Origin of the sequence: Ursidibacter maritimus (assembly GCF_009761395.1) — a bacterium.
Lineage (GTDB): Bacteria > Pseudomonadota > Gammaproteobacteria > Enterobacterales > Pasteurellaceae > Ursidibacter > Ursidibacter maritimus.
Genome location: NZ_LEKN01000001.1, coordinates 57,710 through 72,585 on the forward strand (window position 1 = coordinate 57,710; position 14,876 = coordinate 72,585).

Genomic DNA, 14,876 nt, shown 5'->3' on the forward strand with positions numbered 1-14,876 from the left:
TTTGCTCCTATTCGCCTAAGCCAGCTTCGATAGCTGCACCAATACCATCTAAGGCTTTTTGTGCTTCTTCGCCTGTTGCAACAAAACGTAAGCGATGTCCTTTTTGCACACCTAATGCCACGATCTTCATTAAACTTTTCGCACTAACCAGTTGAGTATCACGATCTAGGTTTTGTACTTGAATGGTCGCATTATATTTTTTCACTTCATTCACTAATATTGCACAAGGGCGAGCGTGTAAACCGTGTTCATTTTTAATCGTAAAGGTCGCTTCTAATTCGCCTGTATTTACTGGTGTGCTTTCAACAGTAGGATTTGCAGAATTTTGTACAGAACTGTCCGCTTGTACCGAGTTTTCTACTTGCACCAACGGAGCATTACCACTTTCAATTACATCAGCAACAGGCGGTTCAAAACTCACATTTTCGCCTAACCCTTCAGCAAATGCTTTACCTAAGGCTTCTAATGCTTGTTGAGCATCGACACCTTCTGCGACAAAGCGTAAGCGATGAGCTTTAGTTGCACCTAATGCAACAACACGCATTGTACTTTTTGCATTAACTGGGGCAACTGGGCGATCAAGGTTTTCAACCGTTACTTTTGCTTCAAATGGCTTTAACGTTTGAACTAATACGGCACAAGGGCGGGCGTGTAAACCGTGTTCATTGCGTACGGTGAAGGTTGCCACAATTTGTCCTGCACAAGCGGTTTGATCTTGGCTGGAATTTGCAGCAGTCGCATATTCATTAGCTGAGTGAGCTTGGCTTTCGATGCCAAACAGATTAAGAATTTGCTCAATGGGTGCAATGGTTAATTTTTGGCGAACAGCAATTTGTGTCAATTTCGCAAGTTGTGGATTTAGACTTTCATCAATAACAGAAACGGTAATTAACGTTTTACCTACTTGGTTGCGGGCTACTGCAATCCCATTGAGTTGATTTCCTTTTGCGCTATCTGCCAAGAAAACGTTATTACCTAAATTAAGCGGTGTTGTAGCCAACACATCGCTAATAAAAGATTGATTAACATAGCCTTTTTCTTGAAGTTTAGCGGCATTGATAGCGGATAAAGTAATAAGACTAGTCGATTCGATATTTAAGGATAGAAGTTCTGCTGAAAGAACAGGTTCACTACGTTTACCACTTAATAATGCAATAAATTCAGCTAAATCTTGTGTTTTTGCCAGTTTTTCAGCGGTTTCTTCATTGCCTAATACGGTTGTAAGTTGGCGTAAAAGTGATAAATGCTCATCTGATTTAGCAGCGATACCAATAACTACATAAGCGGTATTACCTTCACCCCATTCTACGCCATTTGGAAATTGTAATACTTGTACGCCTGTTTGTTGTACAAGATGGCGAGTATCAAGTGTACCGTGCGGAATCGCGATACCATTGCCTAAGAATGTCGATGTTTGCGTTTCTCTCGCTAACATTCCCGTTTCATAGCCTTCGGCGACATTACCATTATTTACTAAGCCTTGAGCAACAAGTCGAATTGCTTCTTCTTTATTGCTAACAACATTATTTAAACGGATATTTTGTGCTGATAAATTTAGCATTTAAACCCCTTGCATTTAATTTATATAATAAAATAATTATTATGATTGTAACCCATTTTTGCTAAATCGATCCATCTGGAAATAAGAATCAAATAAAAAATCCCATTTTATGATGTTTCTCACGAAATGGGATTTCATTTGGAGTTTGTATAGTTTATATCTGACTTTCACCTTAAGTTTAAGATGAAACACTAATTGCTACTTTACTATCTCATTCGGAGTAAAGAAGTAAGCAATTTCACGTTTTGCAGAGTTTTCTGAGTCTGAACCGTGAACTGAATTTTCTCGATAGCTTAGTGCAAAGCGATCTCGAATTGTGCCTTTTTCACGTTTCTCAGGATCAGTAGCCCCCATCAGAGTGCGATAGTGAGTAATCGCATTTTCTCCTTCTAAGACTGCAACAACAATCGGAGCAGACGTCATAAATGCAACAAGTGGTGCAAAAAAATCCTTGCCTTGATGTTCTGCATAAAATCCTTCCGCTTGCTCTTGGGTTAAATGTAACATTTTTAAGGCTTTAACAGATAAGCCACTTTGTTCAATCTGCGTAAGAATCTCACCGATAATATTTCGCCTAGTCGCATCAGGCTTAATGATTGAAAGTGTTTGTTGGATCATAATATTCCTTATTCCCGTCTAACTATTTGAAGTAATACATTATTAGTGATTACTTCACCTGCATTCCTGCTATTACGCCACTGTCGGCTGAAAGTAAGAAGAGGTTTGAGCCCCCCGTTCCTGCCGATAAAATCATTCCTTCTGACATACCAAAAGACATTTTACGTGGTGCAAGGTTAGCAATCATAATCACAAATCGACCTTCTAACTCTTCAGGCTTGTTATAAGCTGCTTTAATACCCGAGAATACTTGGCGAGTATGGTCACCAAGATCTAATTCAAAGCGTAATAACTTATCCGATTTTGGAACTGCCTCACATTTCAACACTTTAGCCACTCGTAAATCCAGTTTTGCAAAATCATCAATGGTAATTTCAGGAGCAATAGGTTCTACTGCAGTATCACAAGCGGTCATTTCTTTTCCTTTTTTTGCGCCTTGCTGAGTAGTTTGAGCAAAGAGCTGTTTTGTTTCTTCAATTACTGCATCAATCTGCTTTTTCTCTAAACGAGAGAATAATGATTTAAATGGTGCAATAGTATGGTTGAATAATGGGGTATCAATGTTGTCCCAACGTAATTGAGTTTGTAAGAACCCTTCAGCACGCTCCGCTAGCTGTGGTAACACAGGTTTTAAGTAGCTCATCAATACTCTGAATAATTCTAACCCCATTGAGCAAACGGCTTGTAATTCCGTCTCTTTGCCTTCTTCTTTGGCGATAACCCAAGGTGCTTTTTCATCAATATATTTATTCGCTTTATCGGTTAATGCCATAATTTCACGAATCGCTTTATTAAACTCCCTACTCTCGTAATATGCAGCAATTTGTTCTGATTGTGCAATAAATTCAGCAAAAAGAATAGGATCCTGCAGTTCACCTGCCAGTTTTCCATCAAAACATTTTGTGATAAAACCTGCATTACGAGAAGCTAAATTCACTAATTTATTGACAATATCGCTATTTACACGTTGTACGAAGTCATCGAGGTTGAAATCGAGATCTTCAATTCGGTCATTTAATTTAGCTGCATAGTAATAACGTAAACATTCAGGATCGATATGTTTTAAATAAGTACTTGCTTGAATAAAAGTACCACGAGATTTCGACATTTTCTGTCCATCTACCGTTACATAACCGTGTGCAAACACATTGGTTGGTTTGCGGTGATCGCTACCTTCTAACATAGCTGGCCAGAAGAGGCTGTGGAAATAAACAATATCTTTACCGATAAAGTGATAAAGCTCTGCATCGGAGTCTTTTTTCCAGAAATCATCATAGTTGATGTCGGTGCGATCACATAAATTCTTAAACGAGGCCATATAACCGATAGGTGCATCTAACCATACATAGAAAAATTTATTTTCTGTATCAGGAATTTGGAAGCCAAAGTAAGGTGCATCACGGCTAATATCCCATTGCTGTAAACCGCTTTCAAACCATTCTTGCATTTTATTGGCAATTTCAGGTTGGAGTGAGCCTGAACTTATCCATTCTTTTAACATTCCTTCAAAACTTGGTAAATCAAAGAAAAAATGTTCCGATTCTTTAACCACTGGCGTTGCACCCGATACAGCAGAACGTGGGTTAATTAAATCCATTGGGCTATAAGTAGAGGCACAGACTTCACAGTTATCGCCATATTGATCTTCTGCTTTACATTTTGGGCAAGTACCTTTAACAAAGCGATCAGGCAAGAACATATTTTTTTCAGGATCGAATAATTGTGAAATTACTTTACTTTTAATAAAGCCATTTGCTTTTAATTTTTTATAGATTGCCGAAGTTAGCTCTCTGTTTTCTTCGCTATGCGTAGAGTGATAGTTATCAAAGCTAATATTAAACCCTGAGAAATCTGCGATATGATCTGCTTTCGCTTTTTCGATAAGCTCTTCTGGTGTAATGCCTAATTTATCTGCATTAAGCATAATTGGGGTGCCGTGAGCATCATCTGCACAGACAAAATGAATTTTATGCCCACGCATACGTTGGAAACGTACCCAAATATCCGCTTGAATATGTTCAAGCATATGCCCTAAATGAATTGCTCCATTAGCATAAGGTAAGGCACAAGTAACTAAAATCTTTCTTTGTGGATTTGACATTGATAATCTCTCTAACATATAGCAAAAAATGATTGAATTGTAACGGAAAAGGCTTTAATTGTGTAGGGAAAGGATAACAAGCGGTGAGATTTCACGGAAATTTTGCAAAAAATAGCAGAAATCACATCGCTATTAATCGTAATAATTTACTCTCTTATAAAGTAATAAAACCGAAAAACCATTCCCAATTAGGAAATGAAGTTTCGGTTTTATTTTATTCTCACTACATATAGCTAGCAATGTAGGTATAACACTCGAAAACGCAGGGTTTATTTATATTAGATAAAAACTCCCTCTTGCACTCGGTACGCCTGTGGTACAGTTTCTTTGTTTTCAAAGGTTACAAATTCCCAAGCATTTTGATTTGCTAAGACAGTTCTGAGCAATTTATTATTTAACCCATGACCAGATTTATATGCTGTGAAATCACCTAAAATATTGTACCCACACATAAATAGGTCACCGATAGCATCTAGCATTTTGTGACGAACTAATTCATCTTGAAAACGCAAGCCTTCTTCATTCAGGATACGATAATCATCTAAGACAATCGCATTATCTAGGCTACCGCCTAAAGCTAAGCCAATAGACTGAAGATATTCAACATCTTTCATAAATGTAAATGTTCTTGCACGACTTAGCTGCTGAATGAAATGCTGAGCTGAAAACTCCATTTTATAATTACGCACATTTTTGCTAATCATAGGGTGAGTAAAATCGATCGTAAAATCTAGTTTTAGCCCGTATTCGTACGGTTTAAACTCAGCCCATTTCTCGCCATCTTCAACACGTACCGTTTCTTTAATGCGAATAAATTTTTTCGCTGCCTCTTGTTCCTCAATTCCAGCATCTAATAAAAGATAGATAAAAGGACTTGAGCTACCATCCATAATTGGAATTTCAGGAGCATCAACTTCTACAATAATATTATCTAAACCTAATGCAGACATCGCTGCATTGAGATGTTCAACGGTCGAAATACGCACGCCATCATCGTTGATCATACAGGTACATAATGTAGTATCACGAATAGCATCTGCACTGGCAGGAAAATAAACGACAGGATCAAGATCTGTACGTGCATAAATAATACCTGTGTTTGCAGGTGCTGGACGCAACGTGAGAGTTACCTTTTTACCACTGTGCAGACCAATACCTGTCACTTTTGTAGTTTGTTTAAGGGTTCTTTGTTTAATCATATCGTTTTCCTTATTTCCCATTTATCTCAATCAAACTATTACTGCCCATTACGCATAAAGCCAGGAATAGCTGTTGGGTTAAAAATTTGAGAATTATCTACTTGCTGTGGCTTTTGTACAGTTTGTTGTTGCTGCCCACCAAACTGAGTGGGTTGCCCATAACTAGAACCAAATGGGTACGTTTGTGGTTGCTGAGCTGGTTGTACCTGAGGTTGTGGTTGCTGTCCAGTCATTCTTAGTGGAACGATTTCCTCTGGTTGTCCAATACCTGTTGCCACTAACGTAACACGAATTTTACCTTCCATTTCAGGATAGAATGCCGAACCAAAAATAATCGCTGCATCTGGATCTGCAAAGCTAGTTACATATTCCATAATGGTATTTACCTCAGCAAGCTCAATATCGTAACCTGAAGAAATATTCACTAAAATACCTTTAGCACCTGATAAATCAACATCTTCTAATAATGGGCTTGCTACGGCTTCTTTCGCTGCATTTTCCGCACGATTTTCACCTTCTGCAATACCAGTTCCCATCATTGCACGACCCATTTCAGACATTACTTTTTTCACGTCAGCGAAGTCAACATTTACTAGACCTTCTGAAGTAATCATATCCGTAATACCTAATACCGCATTACGCAATACATCATTAGCTACCCCAAATGCTTCGTTAAATTTTACATTTTTAGGTAACACTTTTAATAATTTATCATTTTGGATAATAATGAGAGAATCAACGTGTTTAGCAAGCTCTTTGATACCTTGTTCTGCATAGGCAGAGCGTTTTCTTCCTTCAAAAGAGAAAGGTTTAGTCACGATACCAACAGTTAAAGCACCTTGGCTTTTGGCGATTTCTGCAATTACTGGGGCTGCACCAGTCCCTGAACCACCACCCATACCAGCAGCAATGAAGACCATATCGGCACCAGCCAGCATACTGCTTAATGCATCTCTATCTTCTTCAGCTGCTTGGTGTCCAACATTTGGATCACCACCAGCACCCAAACCTTTTGTCAGGTTCGCACCGATTTGAATGGTATTACGAACAACACTACTGCGTAGCACTTGAGCATCTGTATTTACTGAGAAAAACTCAACACTTCCAACCTCATCAGATTGGCTTGCAACCATATGGTTCAAAGCATTACCGCCGCCGCCGCCGACACCGATAACTTTAATCACCGCATCTTGAGTTGTTTCAAAAATAGGCTCAAACATTTTTATTCTCCCTGTAAAACATCAGTTACCCGCTGATGTTTAGAATTTATCTTTTGTAAATTTAACTGTTTTCTTAACCGCTTTTTTCAACCATTCAACGAATCCTTCACCAGGTATCTGAGGCGTTGTATCAGAATCCTCGTTATAATGGCTATATTGCAATAATCCTAAAACTGTAGCATATTGTGGTTTATTCACATAGTCTGTTAGACCCGTAATATTCAGTGGATATCCCACTCTTACTTGTAAACCAAAGACAGATTTTGCACATTCTACAATATCTTCGATTTGAGAACCACCACCAGTTAAAACAATTCCCGCAATTAATTCTTGTTTTATCCCTTTTTGATACAAATCAGTTCGTAATTGTGTTAATTCATTAGCAATTATACCTAATAAATCCTGATAACACTGAGATGTGATCTTCGACAACTGTTCTTTACTAAAAGTTCTTGGTGCTCTTCCACCTAAGCCAGCAACTTCAATTTTCTTTTCAGGAAAATGTGTTGGTGGAGAAATAGCACTGCCATATTGCACTTTAATATTTTCTGCATCATTACGAGACGTTGTCAGCATATTGGCGATATAGTCTGTAATATTATATCCACCAAAAGGAATAACTTTACTATAACGTAAAGCACCATCGGTATAAACCAACACATCCATCGTGCCACTACCAATATCAATTAAGCAGACACCGAGTTCTTTTTCGTCTTCAGTAAGAACAGAGTAACTTGATGCTAGCCCTGAAAAGATAATTTGATCAATTTTCAGTTTACTTCGTTCCACTGCATTTTTAAGGTTACGCAACCAATCATTATGACAAGTAATTAAATGAGCTTGTGCTTGTAATCGCATTCCTGATAAACCTAGGGGATTTTTAGTAGCTGGTAATCTATCCACTTTATATTCTTGCGGGATAATATGTAAGGTTTCTAATCCATCAGGTAATTTAATTGAGCGAGCAATATGGATAGCATTATCTAAATCTTCGGCTTTCACTTCACCAGAAAGTGGCACAGTACCACTTTCATTAAACGCTGTAATATGAGCCCCCGATAACGCTAATGTTACTCCCATAATTTTACATTCTGAAATAGATTCAGCTTCTTCAATAGCACGTTGAATTGAACTTACTGCGGCATCTAAATCAACAACACTACCACCTTGTACACCTTTAGAAGGACTAACACCTGAACCAATGACGTTAATAACACCATCAGGCAATACTTCGCCTACTACAGCAACCACTTTATGTGTGCCAATTTCAAGACCAACTATTATTTTAGATTCTGCTACTTTTGTCATATTTATTATACTTGCCAAATGATAAAATTATTGAGAAATAAACCCTACTGCCGCACCATGCTCATAACGTAGATCAACATAAGATAAACGTTTTCCATCCGGAATCTCTATTTCAGGGAAAATGGTAACAAATCGATCAATTTTGGGCAACCAATCACCACGCCCCAGTCTTAATTCAACGTGATTATTGAGTGTTATTGTCCAAGAACCTCGAATATCCATTGCCACAGATTTTAGAACCAAATTACGAGATTCTAAATCTTTTTGGATTTTATACCAAGCCTCTAAGACTTTTTTTGCTTCGGAATCAGGTCCATAGAGCTCCGGCAACCCATCAGCATTAAAACGCTCTTTAGGTAAATCAAATACCACACCTTGAGCGGAAACAAAACGTGTTTGGTTCCAAATTGCCGTTGGGCGATGTTCAACCAAAGTTAAACTGATGCGATCCGGATAAACTTTTCTCACTGCGACATCTTTAATCCAAGGGATTTCAAGAAATTTATCTTTAATTTCTTGAATATCTTGTCCAAAATAGCCCTTAAGCACAGGCTCTTTTGATAATAGATCCCGAATATCCGAATTGGTGGTAAATTGTGTTTTATGGGTTAATGCGTATGCTCGAATCGGTGTTTTATCTAACAATGCTAACCAACTAGACCAGTTGCTATACATTACATAAGCAAACAGAAGACACAAAAACATCAACATTGGTTTAATCAGATGTAACCAATTCGTTGGAGTTTTCGGTTTACTTGCTTTAGTTCGAATTACCGATGTCGGTTTTTTCCGAAACGCCATTACCATTAAATACTTAGCTCCAATACTCGCTCTACTAAACGCTCAAAACTATATCCTACTGTTGCGGCTGATTTAGGGAAAATACTGTGACTTGTCATTCCTGGGCAAGTATTCACTTCAACCAATCTGAACTGTCCGTTCGCATCTTCCATTACATCAATACGACTCCAACCACGACAACCCACTACGTCATAAGCTTTTTTAACCAATTTTGCAACTTCTGCTTGGCGTGTTTCTGATAAAACTGGGCAAAGATATTGTGTATTATCAGATACATATTTGGCGTGGTAATCATAAAACTCACCATCTGGAATAATTTGTACAGCGGGTAATACTTCACCGTCCAATACAGGTACTGAGTACTCTGCACCTGCTAAATTCTCTTCTACTAATACAATGGCATCATATTTGAGAGCTTCTTCAATGGCTGGGATAAGCTGTTCTGCGGTCTTTACTTTACTGACTCCAACACTCGACCCTTCACTAGCAGGCTTAACAAATAAAGGTAAACCCAATTTCGCAATAATTTCTTCAGAACTTACCGCTTCACCGCGACGAACAACAACCATCTCTGCAGTAGGTAAACCGACAGCATTCCATAACAATTTCGTACGGAATTTATCTAAAGTAATTGCAGATGCCATTACGCCACAACCTGTATAAGGGATACCAAGTTGCTCTAAAGCCCCTTGTAATACGCCATTCTCACCGATACCACCATGTAAAATATTAAAAACGCGCTGAATACCTTTTTCTTTTAATTTTTCAATCGGGTACTCTTTTGTATCAATTCCTTCAACATCATAGCCTAAACTTTGTAAAGCACCTAAAACTGCTGCACCAGAATTCAGTGATACCTCACGCTCGGCAGAAACACCACCAAATAACACCGCTATTTTTTCATTTTTTAAACTCATTGCTATTACCATTATCTACTTGCAAAATATTTTATTGATCTCACCGCTTCCAAACTAGGTCTTCCGCAAGAGAATATTATTGACGCCAACTTTCCGCTAAATCACGCGAAAGTTTGCTCACATTACCAGCTCCTTGAGCTAAAATTAAATCGCCATCTTGAATAATCTGATCAAGTACTTCACCTAACTGGCTAGTGTCCGAAACTAAGATTGGATCGACCTTTCCTAAGTTACGAATAGAACGACATAATGCTTTACTATCCGCCCCCACTATTGGGGCTTCACCTGCGGCATACACATCAAGCATGACAAGTGCATCGACTTGCGATAATACTTGTACAAAATCATCAAAAAGATCACGAGTACGAGAATAGCGATGCGGTTGAAAGACCATTACAACACGTTTATTATCCCAGCCCTGTCGAGCGGCTTTAATAGTTACATCAACTTCAGTTGGGTGATGCCCGTAATCATCTACTAACATTACTTTACCATTAGGGCGAATAAATGAGCCAAGTTGGTCAAAACGACGACCAGCCCCTTGGAATTCGGCAAGAGCTGCCAAGATCGCTTGGTTATCAATACCTTCTTCCTTCGCAACAGCCAATGCTGCCGTTGCATTTAGTGCATTGTGCTTACCAGGTACATTCAATAGAACTTCAATTCGCTCGCCTGTCGGGCAAACTACCGTATAATGACCTTGAAATCCTGTTTGCTGATAATCTTCAATACGATAATCGGCAAATTCACTAAAACCATAACTTAAAACTTGTCGTCCTACTTTAGGTGCAATTTCCATCACTACAGGATCGTCGGCACACATCACAGCTAAACCGTAGAAGGGTAAATTACGCAAGAAACGGATATAAGTATCCTTCATCTTCTCAAAATCGCCACCATAAGTATCCATATGATCAGGCTCAATATTGGTTACCACAGAAACCATTGGCTGCAGATGTAAGAATGACGCATCACTTTCATCCGCCTCTGCAATTAAATAACGGCTTGCACCTAAATGAGCATTTTTGCCCGCTGATTTCACTAAACCGCCATTAACGAAGGTAGGATCTAAGCCAGCCTCAGTATAAATCATTGAAATTATTGCAGTTGTTGTTGTTTTCCCGTGAGTACCTGCAATCGCAATCCCGTGACGAAAACGCATGATTTCCGATAGCATTTGTGCACGCTGAATCACTGGAATTTTTGCGTTCTTGGCTGCAACCACTTCAGGATTATCATCGGTAATTGCACTCGAAATAACCACAACGCTTGCACCAGTAACATTCTCACCTTGATGACCGAAAAAAATCTTGGCCCCTGCTTTAGCTAAACGTTGAGTAACAGCTCCATCTGCAATATCTGAACCACTGATTTGATAACCTTCATTAAGTAATACTTCAGCGATACCACTCATTCCAGCACCGCCAATACCAACAAAATGGATTTGATTTACACGACGCATTTCAGGTACTAGCTTTTTAACTTTATCTTGGAAATTTTTCATTCAGATTCCTTATTCGGATATTTTGTAAAAAATAAGTCAAATCTCACCGCTTAGATCTTTTATCTAGCCCGTTATGACTCATCATAAAATTATAAACAATGCTCTTTAATAACATCTGCGACACGTTTAGCTGCCAATGGTGTAGCTTTTTCTTTCGCTTTTATCGCCATTTCTGTTAATTTCTGACGATCTGCAATCAATGGTGCTAAGGCTTGAGCTAAACTTTCAGAATTAAAATCTTTCTGCTCAATAATAATTGCCGCACCTGATTGAGCAAGATATTCAGCATTAAAAAATTGCTGGCGATCTTTATGTTGAAATGGCACAAAGATTGCAGGCAAACCTGCTGCCGCAATTTCACAAACAGTTAAAGCACCAGAACGACAGATGACTAAATCAGCCCATTCGTAAGCTGCTTTCATATCATCAATAAACTCACTAGCGATCCCATTACCCGTAGCTTGATAAATTTCAGCAACACCAGCTAATTTACCTTTACCAACTTGATGACTAATAAAAACTTGCTCGCCAAAGAGCTTAGCCATTTCAGGCACAGTTTGGTTAATCACCATTGCTCCTTGACTTCCACCCATTACTAAAATATTGATTGGGTAGCCTTTTTCAGCGAAACGCTGTTCTGGTGGTGCAATTTGAAATAAATCTTGGCGAACAGGGTTTCCCACCACTTCAGCATGAGCAAAAGCAGTTGGAAAGGCTTGCAATGTTTTGTGTGCAATTTTTGACAACCAAACATTAGTTAAACCTGCTACAGCATTTTGCTCATGTAAAATAACTGGTACACCGCATAATTTTGCAGCAATACCACCCGGCCCTGACACATAACCCCCCATACCCAATACCGCATCAGGTTGATAGGCTTTAATAATTTTTCTCGCTTGGAATACTGCTCTTAGAATAGCAAAAGGTGCGGTTAATAAGGCTTTGATCCCTTTGCCTTTAATTCCTGAAATTTGAATAAACTCAATCGGAATACCGTACTTGGGCACAAGCTCTGCTTCCATTCTGTCTTTAGTCCCTAACCAGCGAATGTCCCAACCTTGTTGCTGTAATTCTTTAGCCACTGCAATAGCAGGGAAAACGTGTCCACCCGTTCCGCCTGCCATTACTAATAATTTTTTTGTCATATTTATCCCTTATCAATCATCGTTTAAGTGGGCGTGTCCAACTTTCACTAAACGATTTTCATGATCAATTCTAACCAATACTGCTATCGCGATTGCCATAACAACTAAACTTGAACCACCGTAGCTAATTAAAGGGAAAGTTAATCCTTTAGTCGGTAGTAGCCCCGATGCAACACCAAGGTTTACAAAGCCTTGAATAAAAATCCACACCGCAATACCAAACGCAAAGAATCCTTTAAAACGCTCTTCTAATACTAGGGATTCTTTACTGATTCTTAAAGCACGTAAAGTTAAAGTACAAAGTAATAACACTATGACAATGATTCCTAATAAACCAAATTCTTCTCCAACAACAGCCATTACAAAGTCGGTGTGTGCTTCAGGCAAATATTCGAGCTTTTGAATGGAATTCCCTAAACCACTCCCCCAGAATTCACCTTGTCCAAAAGCCATTTGTGAATTAGAAAGCTGGAAACCATCGCCATAAGCATCTGCAAAAGGATCCATAAACGATGTTACTCGTTTGATACGATACTCTGATGTCAGAACCAACGCGCCAAATAATAGTGCACCCACTACGGCTAAGACAATAAATTGGAAAAGTCTTGCTCCCATAATAAATAGCATTGCAAAAGTTAATACGAATAATACCGCTGTACTCCCCAAATCTGGCTGTAAAAGCAGTAACCCACCAAACACCCCTAAAATCATAAATGGACGAATAAACCCCCAGCGTTGAGTACGTATTTCATCAAAACGGCGAACATAAAAGCTGGCGAAATAGCAGATTACAGAGAGTTTTGCTAATTCAGCAGGCTGGAAGTTAATCGGACCAATTGGAATCCAACGAGTTGCACCATTTACGTTTTTACCCAGTATCAATACGAGAAATAATAGCAATAATGAGATCATAAAAAACCATACATTCCACTTTTCCCATTTATCACTTGGGATACGAATAAATTGACTAAATGCTAGAAGTGAGATCGCCACATAAAAAGCATCTCGAATCGCAAAATGGAAAGGATCGTCATACAATCGTGTACTTACAGGAATGGATGCTGAAGTGACCATTACAAAACCAATGGTAAGCAAGCCAATAAATAACCAAATCAATGCACGATCATAAAGGGAATTTGCAGGAGTTAATTTCATCCATTTATCCCACTCTTGCTTTATTTTTTCTCGCATTAATGTGCGACTCCTTGTGCTAATTCTGCAAATTGCTTACCACGCACTTCAAAATTAGGGAATTGATCCAAACTTGCACAAGCAGGAGAAAGTAAAACCATATCGCCGGCTTTTAATAGTGGACGAATGGCCTCTACCGCTTGTTGCATTGTTTCAACTAATACGCTATTTGTGGTAAGCTCTGCTAGCTGTTTACCATCACGCCCAAAGCAGTAACAACAAATATGCTCTTGGTTGATAAGCGGTTTTAATTCTGAGAAATCGGCTCCTTTACCATCGCCACCTAATAGTAGATAAAGTGTACCCTCAACTTTTAATCCATTTAATGCAGCAACAGTACTGCCTACATTAGTCGCTTTCGAATCGTTAATCCAACGCACGCCATCAGTAGTTGGAACAGGTTGGAAACGATGATCTAATCCTGAATAAGTTTTCAAGGCTTGAATAATACCACTTCTCGCCACACCCGCTTTTTCAGCTAATGCAATGGCAGCAAGAGCATTCATTTCGTTATGGCGACCTTTTAATAACATCTCTTGGCTTGGAAGAATTAACTCATCACCACTATACAGCCCACCGTTTTCTAAACGATATTCTCCGCTATTTTCTGCAAATTTAAACAAACAACTTACCGCTTGTTCGGGCAGGGTTTGCGGATCTTCACCATTCACAATGACATATTCTGCATTCTGATAAATTTTGAGTTTTGCTTGGCGATAATCTTCAATGCTGTCGTAACGATCCATATGATCTTCACTGACATTTAATACGGTTGCTGATTTCGCTTTAAGTGAATAGGTTGTTTCAAGCTGGAAACTCGATAATTCAAGCACATAGAGCTCATAATCACCTTTTAATAAACTCAACGCAGGCACGCCGATATTGCCACCCATTCCCACTTTTATGCCTGCTTGCTTTGCCATTTCTGTGGTTAATGATGTTACAGTACTTTTACCATTTGAGCCTGTAATCGCAATAATCGGAGCTTTAGCTTCACGACAAAATAACTCAATATCGCCCACCACTTCTACACCTTGATGAATGGCTTGTTGAATTTCAGGTGTTGCCAAAGCAATTCCAGGGCTAATCACAATCAAATCAGAGCTTAATAACCAATCTAGCTTTAAACTGCCAGTATGCAATGCAATATCGCTTGGCAGTTTATCTGCTCCTGCTGGGTTAGCTCGTGTATCAATAACACGCACAGTTGCATTTTTATCTGCAAAGAAATCCACACAAGAAAGCCCTGTTGTGCCAAGCCCAATAATTGTGATTGTTTTACCCTGATACTGATTTTGCATTTTATGATTC

12 protein-coding genes are annotated in these 14,876 nt (G+C 38.8%); all 12 read right to left on the reverse strand.

Annotated features, from left to right (window positions below; translation table 11 throughout):
* Nucleotides 1-7 precede the first annotated feature (7 nt).
* The 12 genes from fruB to murD all read right to left on the reverse strand — a co-directional run bounded on the left by fruB (nucleotide 8) and on the right by murD (nucleotide 14,866).
* Nucleotides 8-1,561: a fused PTS fructose transporter subunit IIA/HPr protein gene (gene fruB, locus A1D26_RS00305; protein WP_157402147.1), complete on the reverse strand. Its 1,554-nt coding sequence runs from the start codon at nucleotides 1,559-1,561 to the stop codon at nucleotides 8-10.
* A 198-nt stretch (nucleotides 1,562-1,759) separates the two neighbouring features.
* On the reverse strand, nucleotides 1,760-2,179 hold the full coding sequence (gene ndk / locus A1D26_RS00310) for a nucleoside-diphosphate kinase (protein ID WP_157402148.1): 420 nt from the start codon (nucleotides 2,177-2,179) through the stop codon (nucleotides 1,760-1,762).
* A gap of 49 nt (nucleotides 2,180-2,228) precedes the next feature.
* The gene (metG, locus tag A1D26_RS00315) at nucleotides 2,229-4,280 is read right to left on the reverse strand and encodes a methionine--tRNA ligase (protein WP_157402149.1); all 2,052 of its coding nucleotides are present in this window, start codon (nucleotides 4,278-4,280) and stop codon (nucleotides 2,229-2,231) included.
* 278 nt (nucleotides 4,281-4,558) lie between these two features.
* Nucleotides 4,559-5,479 carry a UDP-3-O-acyl-N-acetylglucosamine deacetylase gene (lpxC, locus tag A1D26_RS00320; RefSeq protein WP_157402150.1) on the reverse strand — a complete coding sequence of 307 codons (921 nt, stop codon included), beginning with the start codon at nucleotides 5,477-5,479 and terminating at the stop codon, nucleotides 4,559-4,561.
* 38 nt (nucleotides 5,480-5,517) lie between these two features.
* Nucleotides 5,518-6,699, reverse strand: a complete 1,182-nt coding sequence (gene ftsZ / locus A1D26_RS00325; protein ID WP_157402151.1) for a cell division protein FtsZ — start codon at nucleotides 6,697-6,699, stop codon at nucleotides 5,518-5,520.
* Between the two features lie 39 nt (nucleotides 6,700-6,738).
* Nucleotides 6,739-8,007 carry a cell division protein FtsA gene (gene ftsA / locus A1D26_RS00330; RefSeq protein ID WP_157402152.1) on the reverse strand — a complete coding sequence of 423 codons (1,269 nt, stop codon included), beginning with the start codon at nucleotides 8,005-8,007 and terminating at the stop codon, nucleotides 6,739-6,741.
* A gap of 27 nt (nucleotides 8,008-8,034) precedes the next feature.
* Nucleotides 8,035-8,814 (reverse strand): cell division protein FtsQ/DivIB, encoded by a 780-nt coding sequence (locus tag A1D26_RS00335; protein WP_157402153.1) that lies wholly within the window; start codon nucleotides 8,812-8,814, stop codon nucleotides 8,035-8,037.
* A complete protein-coding gene (locus A1D26_RS00340) occupies nucleotides 8,814-9,725 on the reverse strand; it encodes a D-alanine--D-alanine ligase (protein WP_157402154.1) in 912 nt (303 codons plus the stop codon). The genes A1D26_RS00335 and A1D26_RS00340 overlap by 1 nt, the downstream gene beginning before the upstream one ends.
* A gap of 76 nt (nucleotides 9,726-9,801) precedes the next feature.
* The gene (murC, locus tag A1D26_RS00345; RefSeq protein ID WP_157402155.1) at nucleotides 9,802-11,229 is read right to left on the reverse strand and encodes a UDP-N-acetylmuramate--L-alanine ligase; all 1,428 of its coding nucleotides are present in this window, start codon (nucleotides 11,227-11,229) and stop codon (nucleotides 9,802-9,804) included.
* A gap of 89 nt (nucleotides 11,230-11,318) precedes the next feature.
* Nucleotides 11,319-12,374 (reverse strand): undecaprenyldiphospho-muramoylpentapeptide beta-N-acetylglucosaminyltransferase, encoded by a 1,056-nt coding sequence (gene murG, locus A1D26_RS00350; RefSeq protein ID WP_157402156.1) that lies wholly within the window; start codon nucleotides 12,372-12,374, stop codon nucleotides 11,319-11,321.
* 12 nt (nucleotides 12,375-12,386) lie between these two features.
* The gene (gene ftsW / locus A1D26_RS00355) at nucleotides 12,387-13,565 is read right to left on the reverse strand and encodes a putative lipid II flippase FtsW (RefSeq protein ID WP_157402157.1); all 1,179 of its coding nucleotides are present in this window, start codon (nucleotides 13,563-13,565) and stop codon (nucleotides 12,387-12,389) included.
* The gene (gene murD, locus A1D26_RS00360; RefSeq protein WP_157402158.1) at nucleotides 13,565-14,866 is read right to left on the reverse strand and encodes a UDP-N-acetylmuramoyl-L-alanine--D-glutamate ligase; all 1,302 of its coding nucleotides are present in this window, start codon (nucleotides 14,864-14,866) and stop codon (nucleotides 13,565-13,567) included. The genes ftsW and murD overlap by 1 nt, the downstream gene beginning before the upstream one ends.
* Nucleotides 14,867-14,876: the final 10 nt, after the last annotated feature.

What these genes read in the sequence shown, in the direction of transcription:
- ftsZ (WP_157402151.1), bottom strand. Translation starts at nt 6,699, where the DNA reads ATGTTTGAGCCTATTTTTGAAACAACTCAAGATGCGGTGATTAAAGTT.
- ftsW (WP_157402157.1), bottom strand. Translation starts at nt 13,565, where the DNA reads ATGCGAGAAAAAATAAAGCAAGAGTGGGATAAATGGATGAAATTAACT.
- metG (WP_157402149.1), bottom strand. Translation starts at nt 4,280, where the DNA reads ATGTCAAATCCACAAAGAAAGATTTTAGTTACTTGTGCCTTACCTTAT.
- fruB (WP_157402147.1), bottom strand. Translation starts at nt 1,561, where the DNA reads ATGCTAAATTTATCAGCACAAAATATCCGTTTAAATAATGTTGTTAGC.
- murG (WP_157402156.1), bottom strand. Translation starts at nt 12,374, where the DNA reads ATGACAAAAAAATTATTAGTAATGGCAGGCGGAACGGGTGGACACGTT.
- murD (WP_157402158.1), bottom strand. Translation starts at nt 14,866, where the DNA reads ATGCAAAATCAGTATCAGGGTAAAACAATCACAATTATTGGGCTTGGC.
- ftsA (WP_157402152.1), bottom strand. Translation starts at nt 8,007, where the DNA reads ATGACAAAAGTAGCAGAATCTAAAATAATAGTTGGTCTTGAAATTGGC.
- murC (WP_157402155.1), bottom strand. Translation starts at nt 11,229, where the DNA reads ATGAAAAATTTCCAAGATAAAGTTAAAAAGCTAGTACCTGAAATGCGT.
- ndk (WP_157402148.1), bottom strand. Translation starts at nt 2,179, where the DNA reads ATGATCCAACAAACACTTTCAATCATTAAGCCTGATGCGACTAGGCGA.
- A1D26_RS00340 (WP_157402154.1), bottom strand. Translation starts at nt 9,725, where the DNA reads ATGAGTTTAAAAAATGAAAAAATAGCGGTGTTATTTGGTGGTGTTTCT.
- lpxC (WP_157402150.1), bottom strand. Translation starts at nt 5,479, where the DNA reads ATGATTAAACAAAGAACCCTTAAACAAACTACAAAAGTGACAGGTATT.
- A1D26_RS00335 (WP_157402153.1), bottom strand. Translation starts at nt 8,814, where the DNA reads ATGGTAATGGCGTTTCGGAAAAAACCGACATCGGTAATTCGAACTAAA.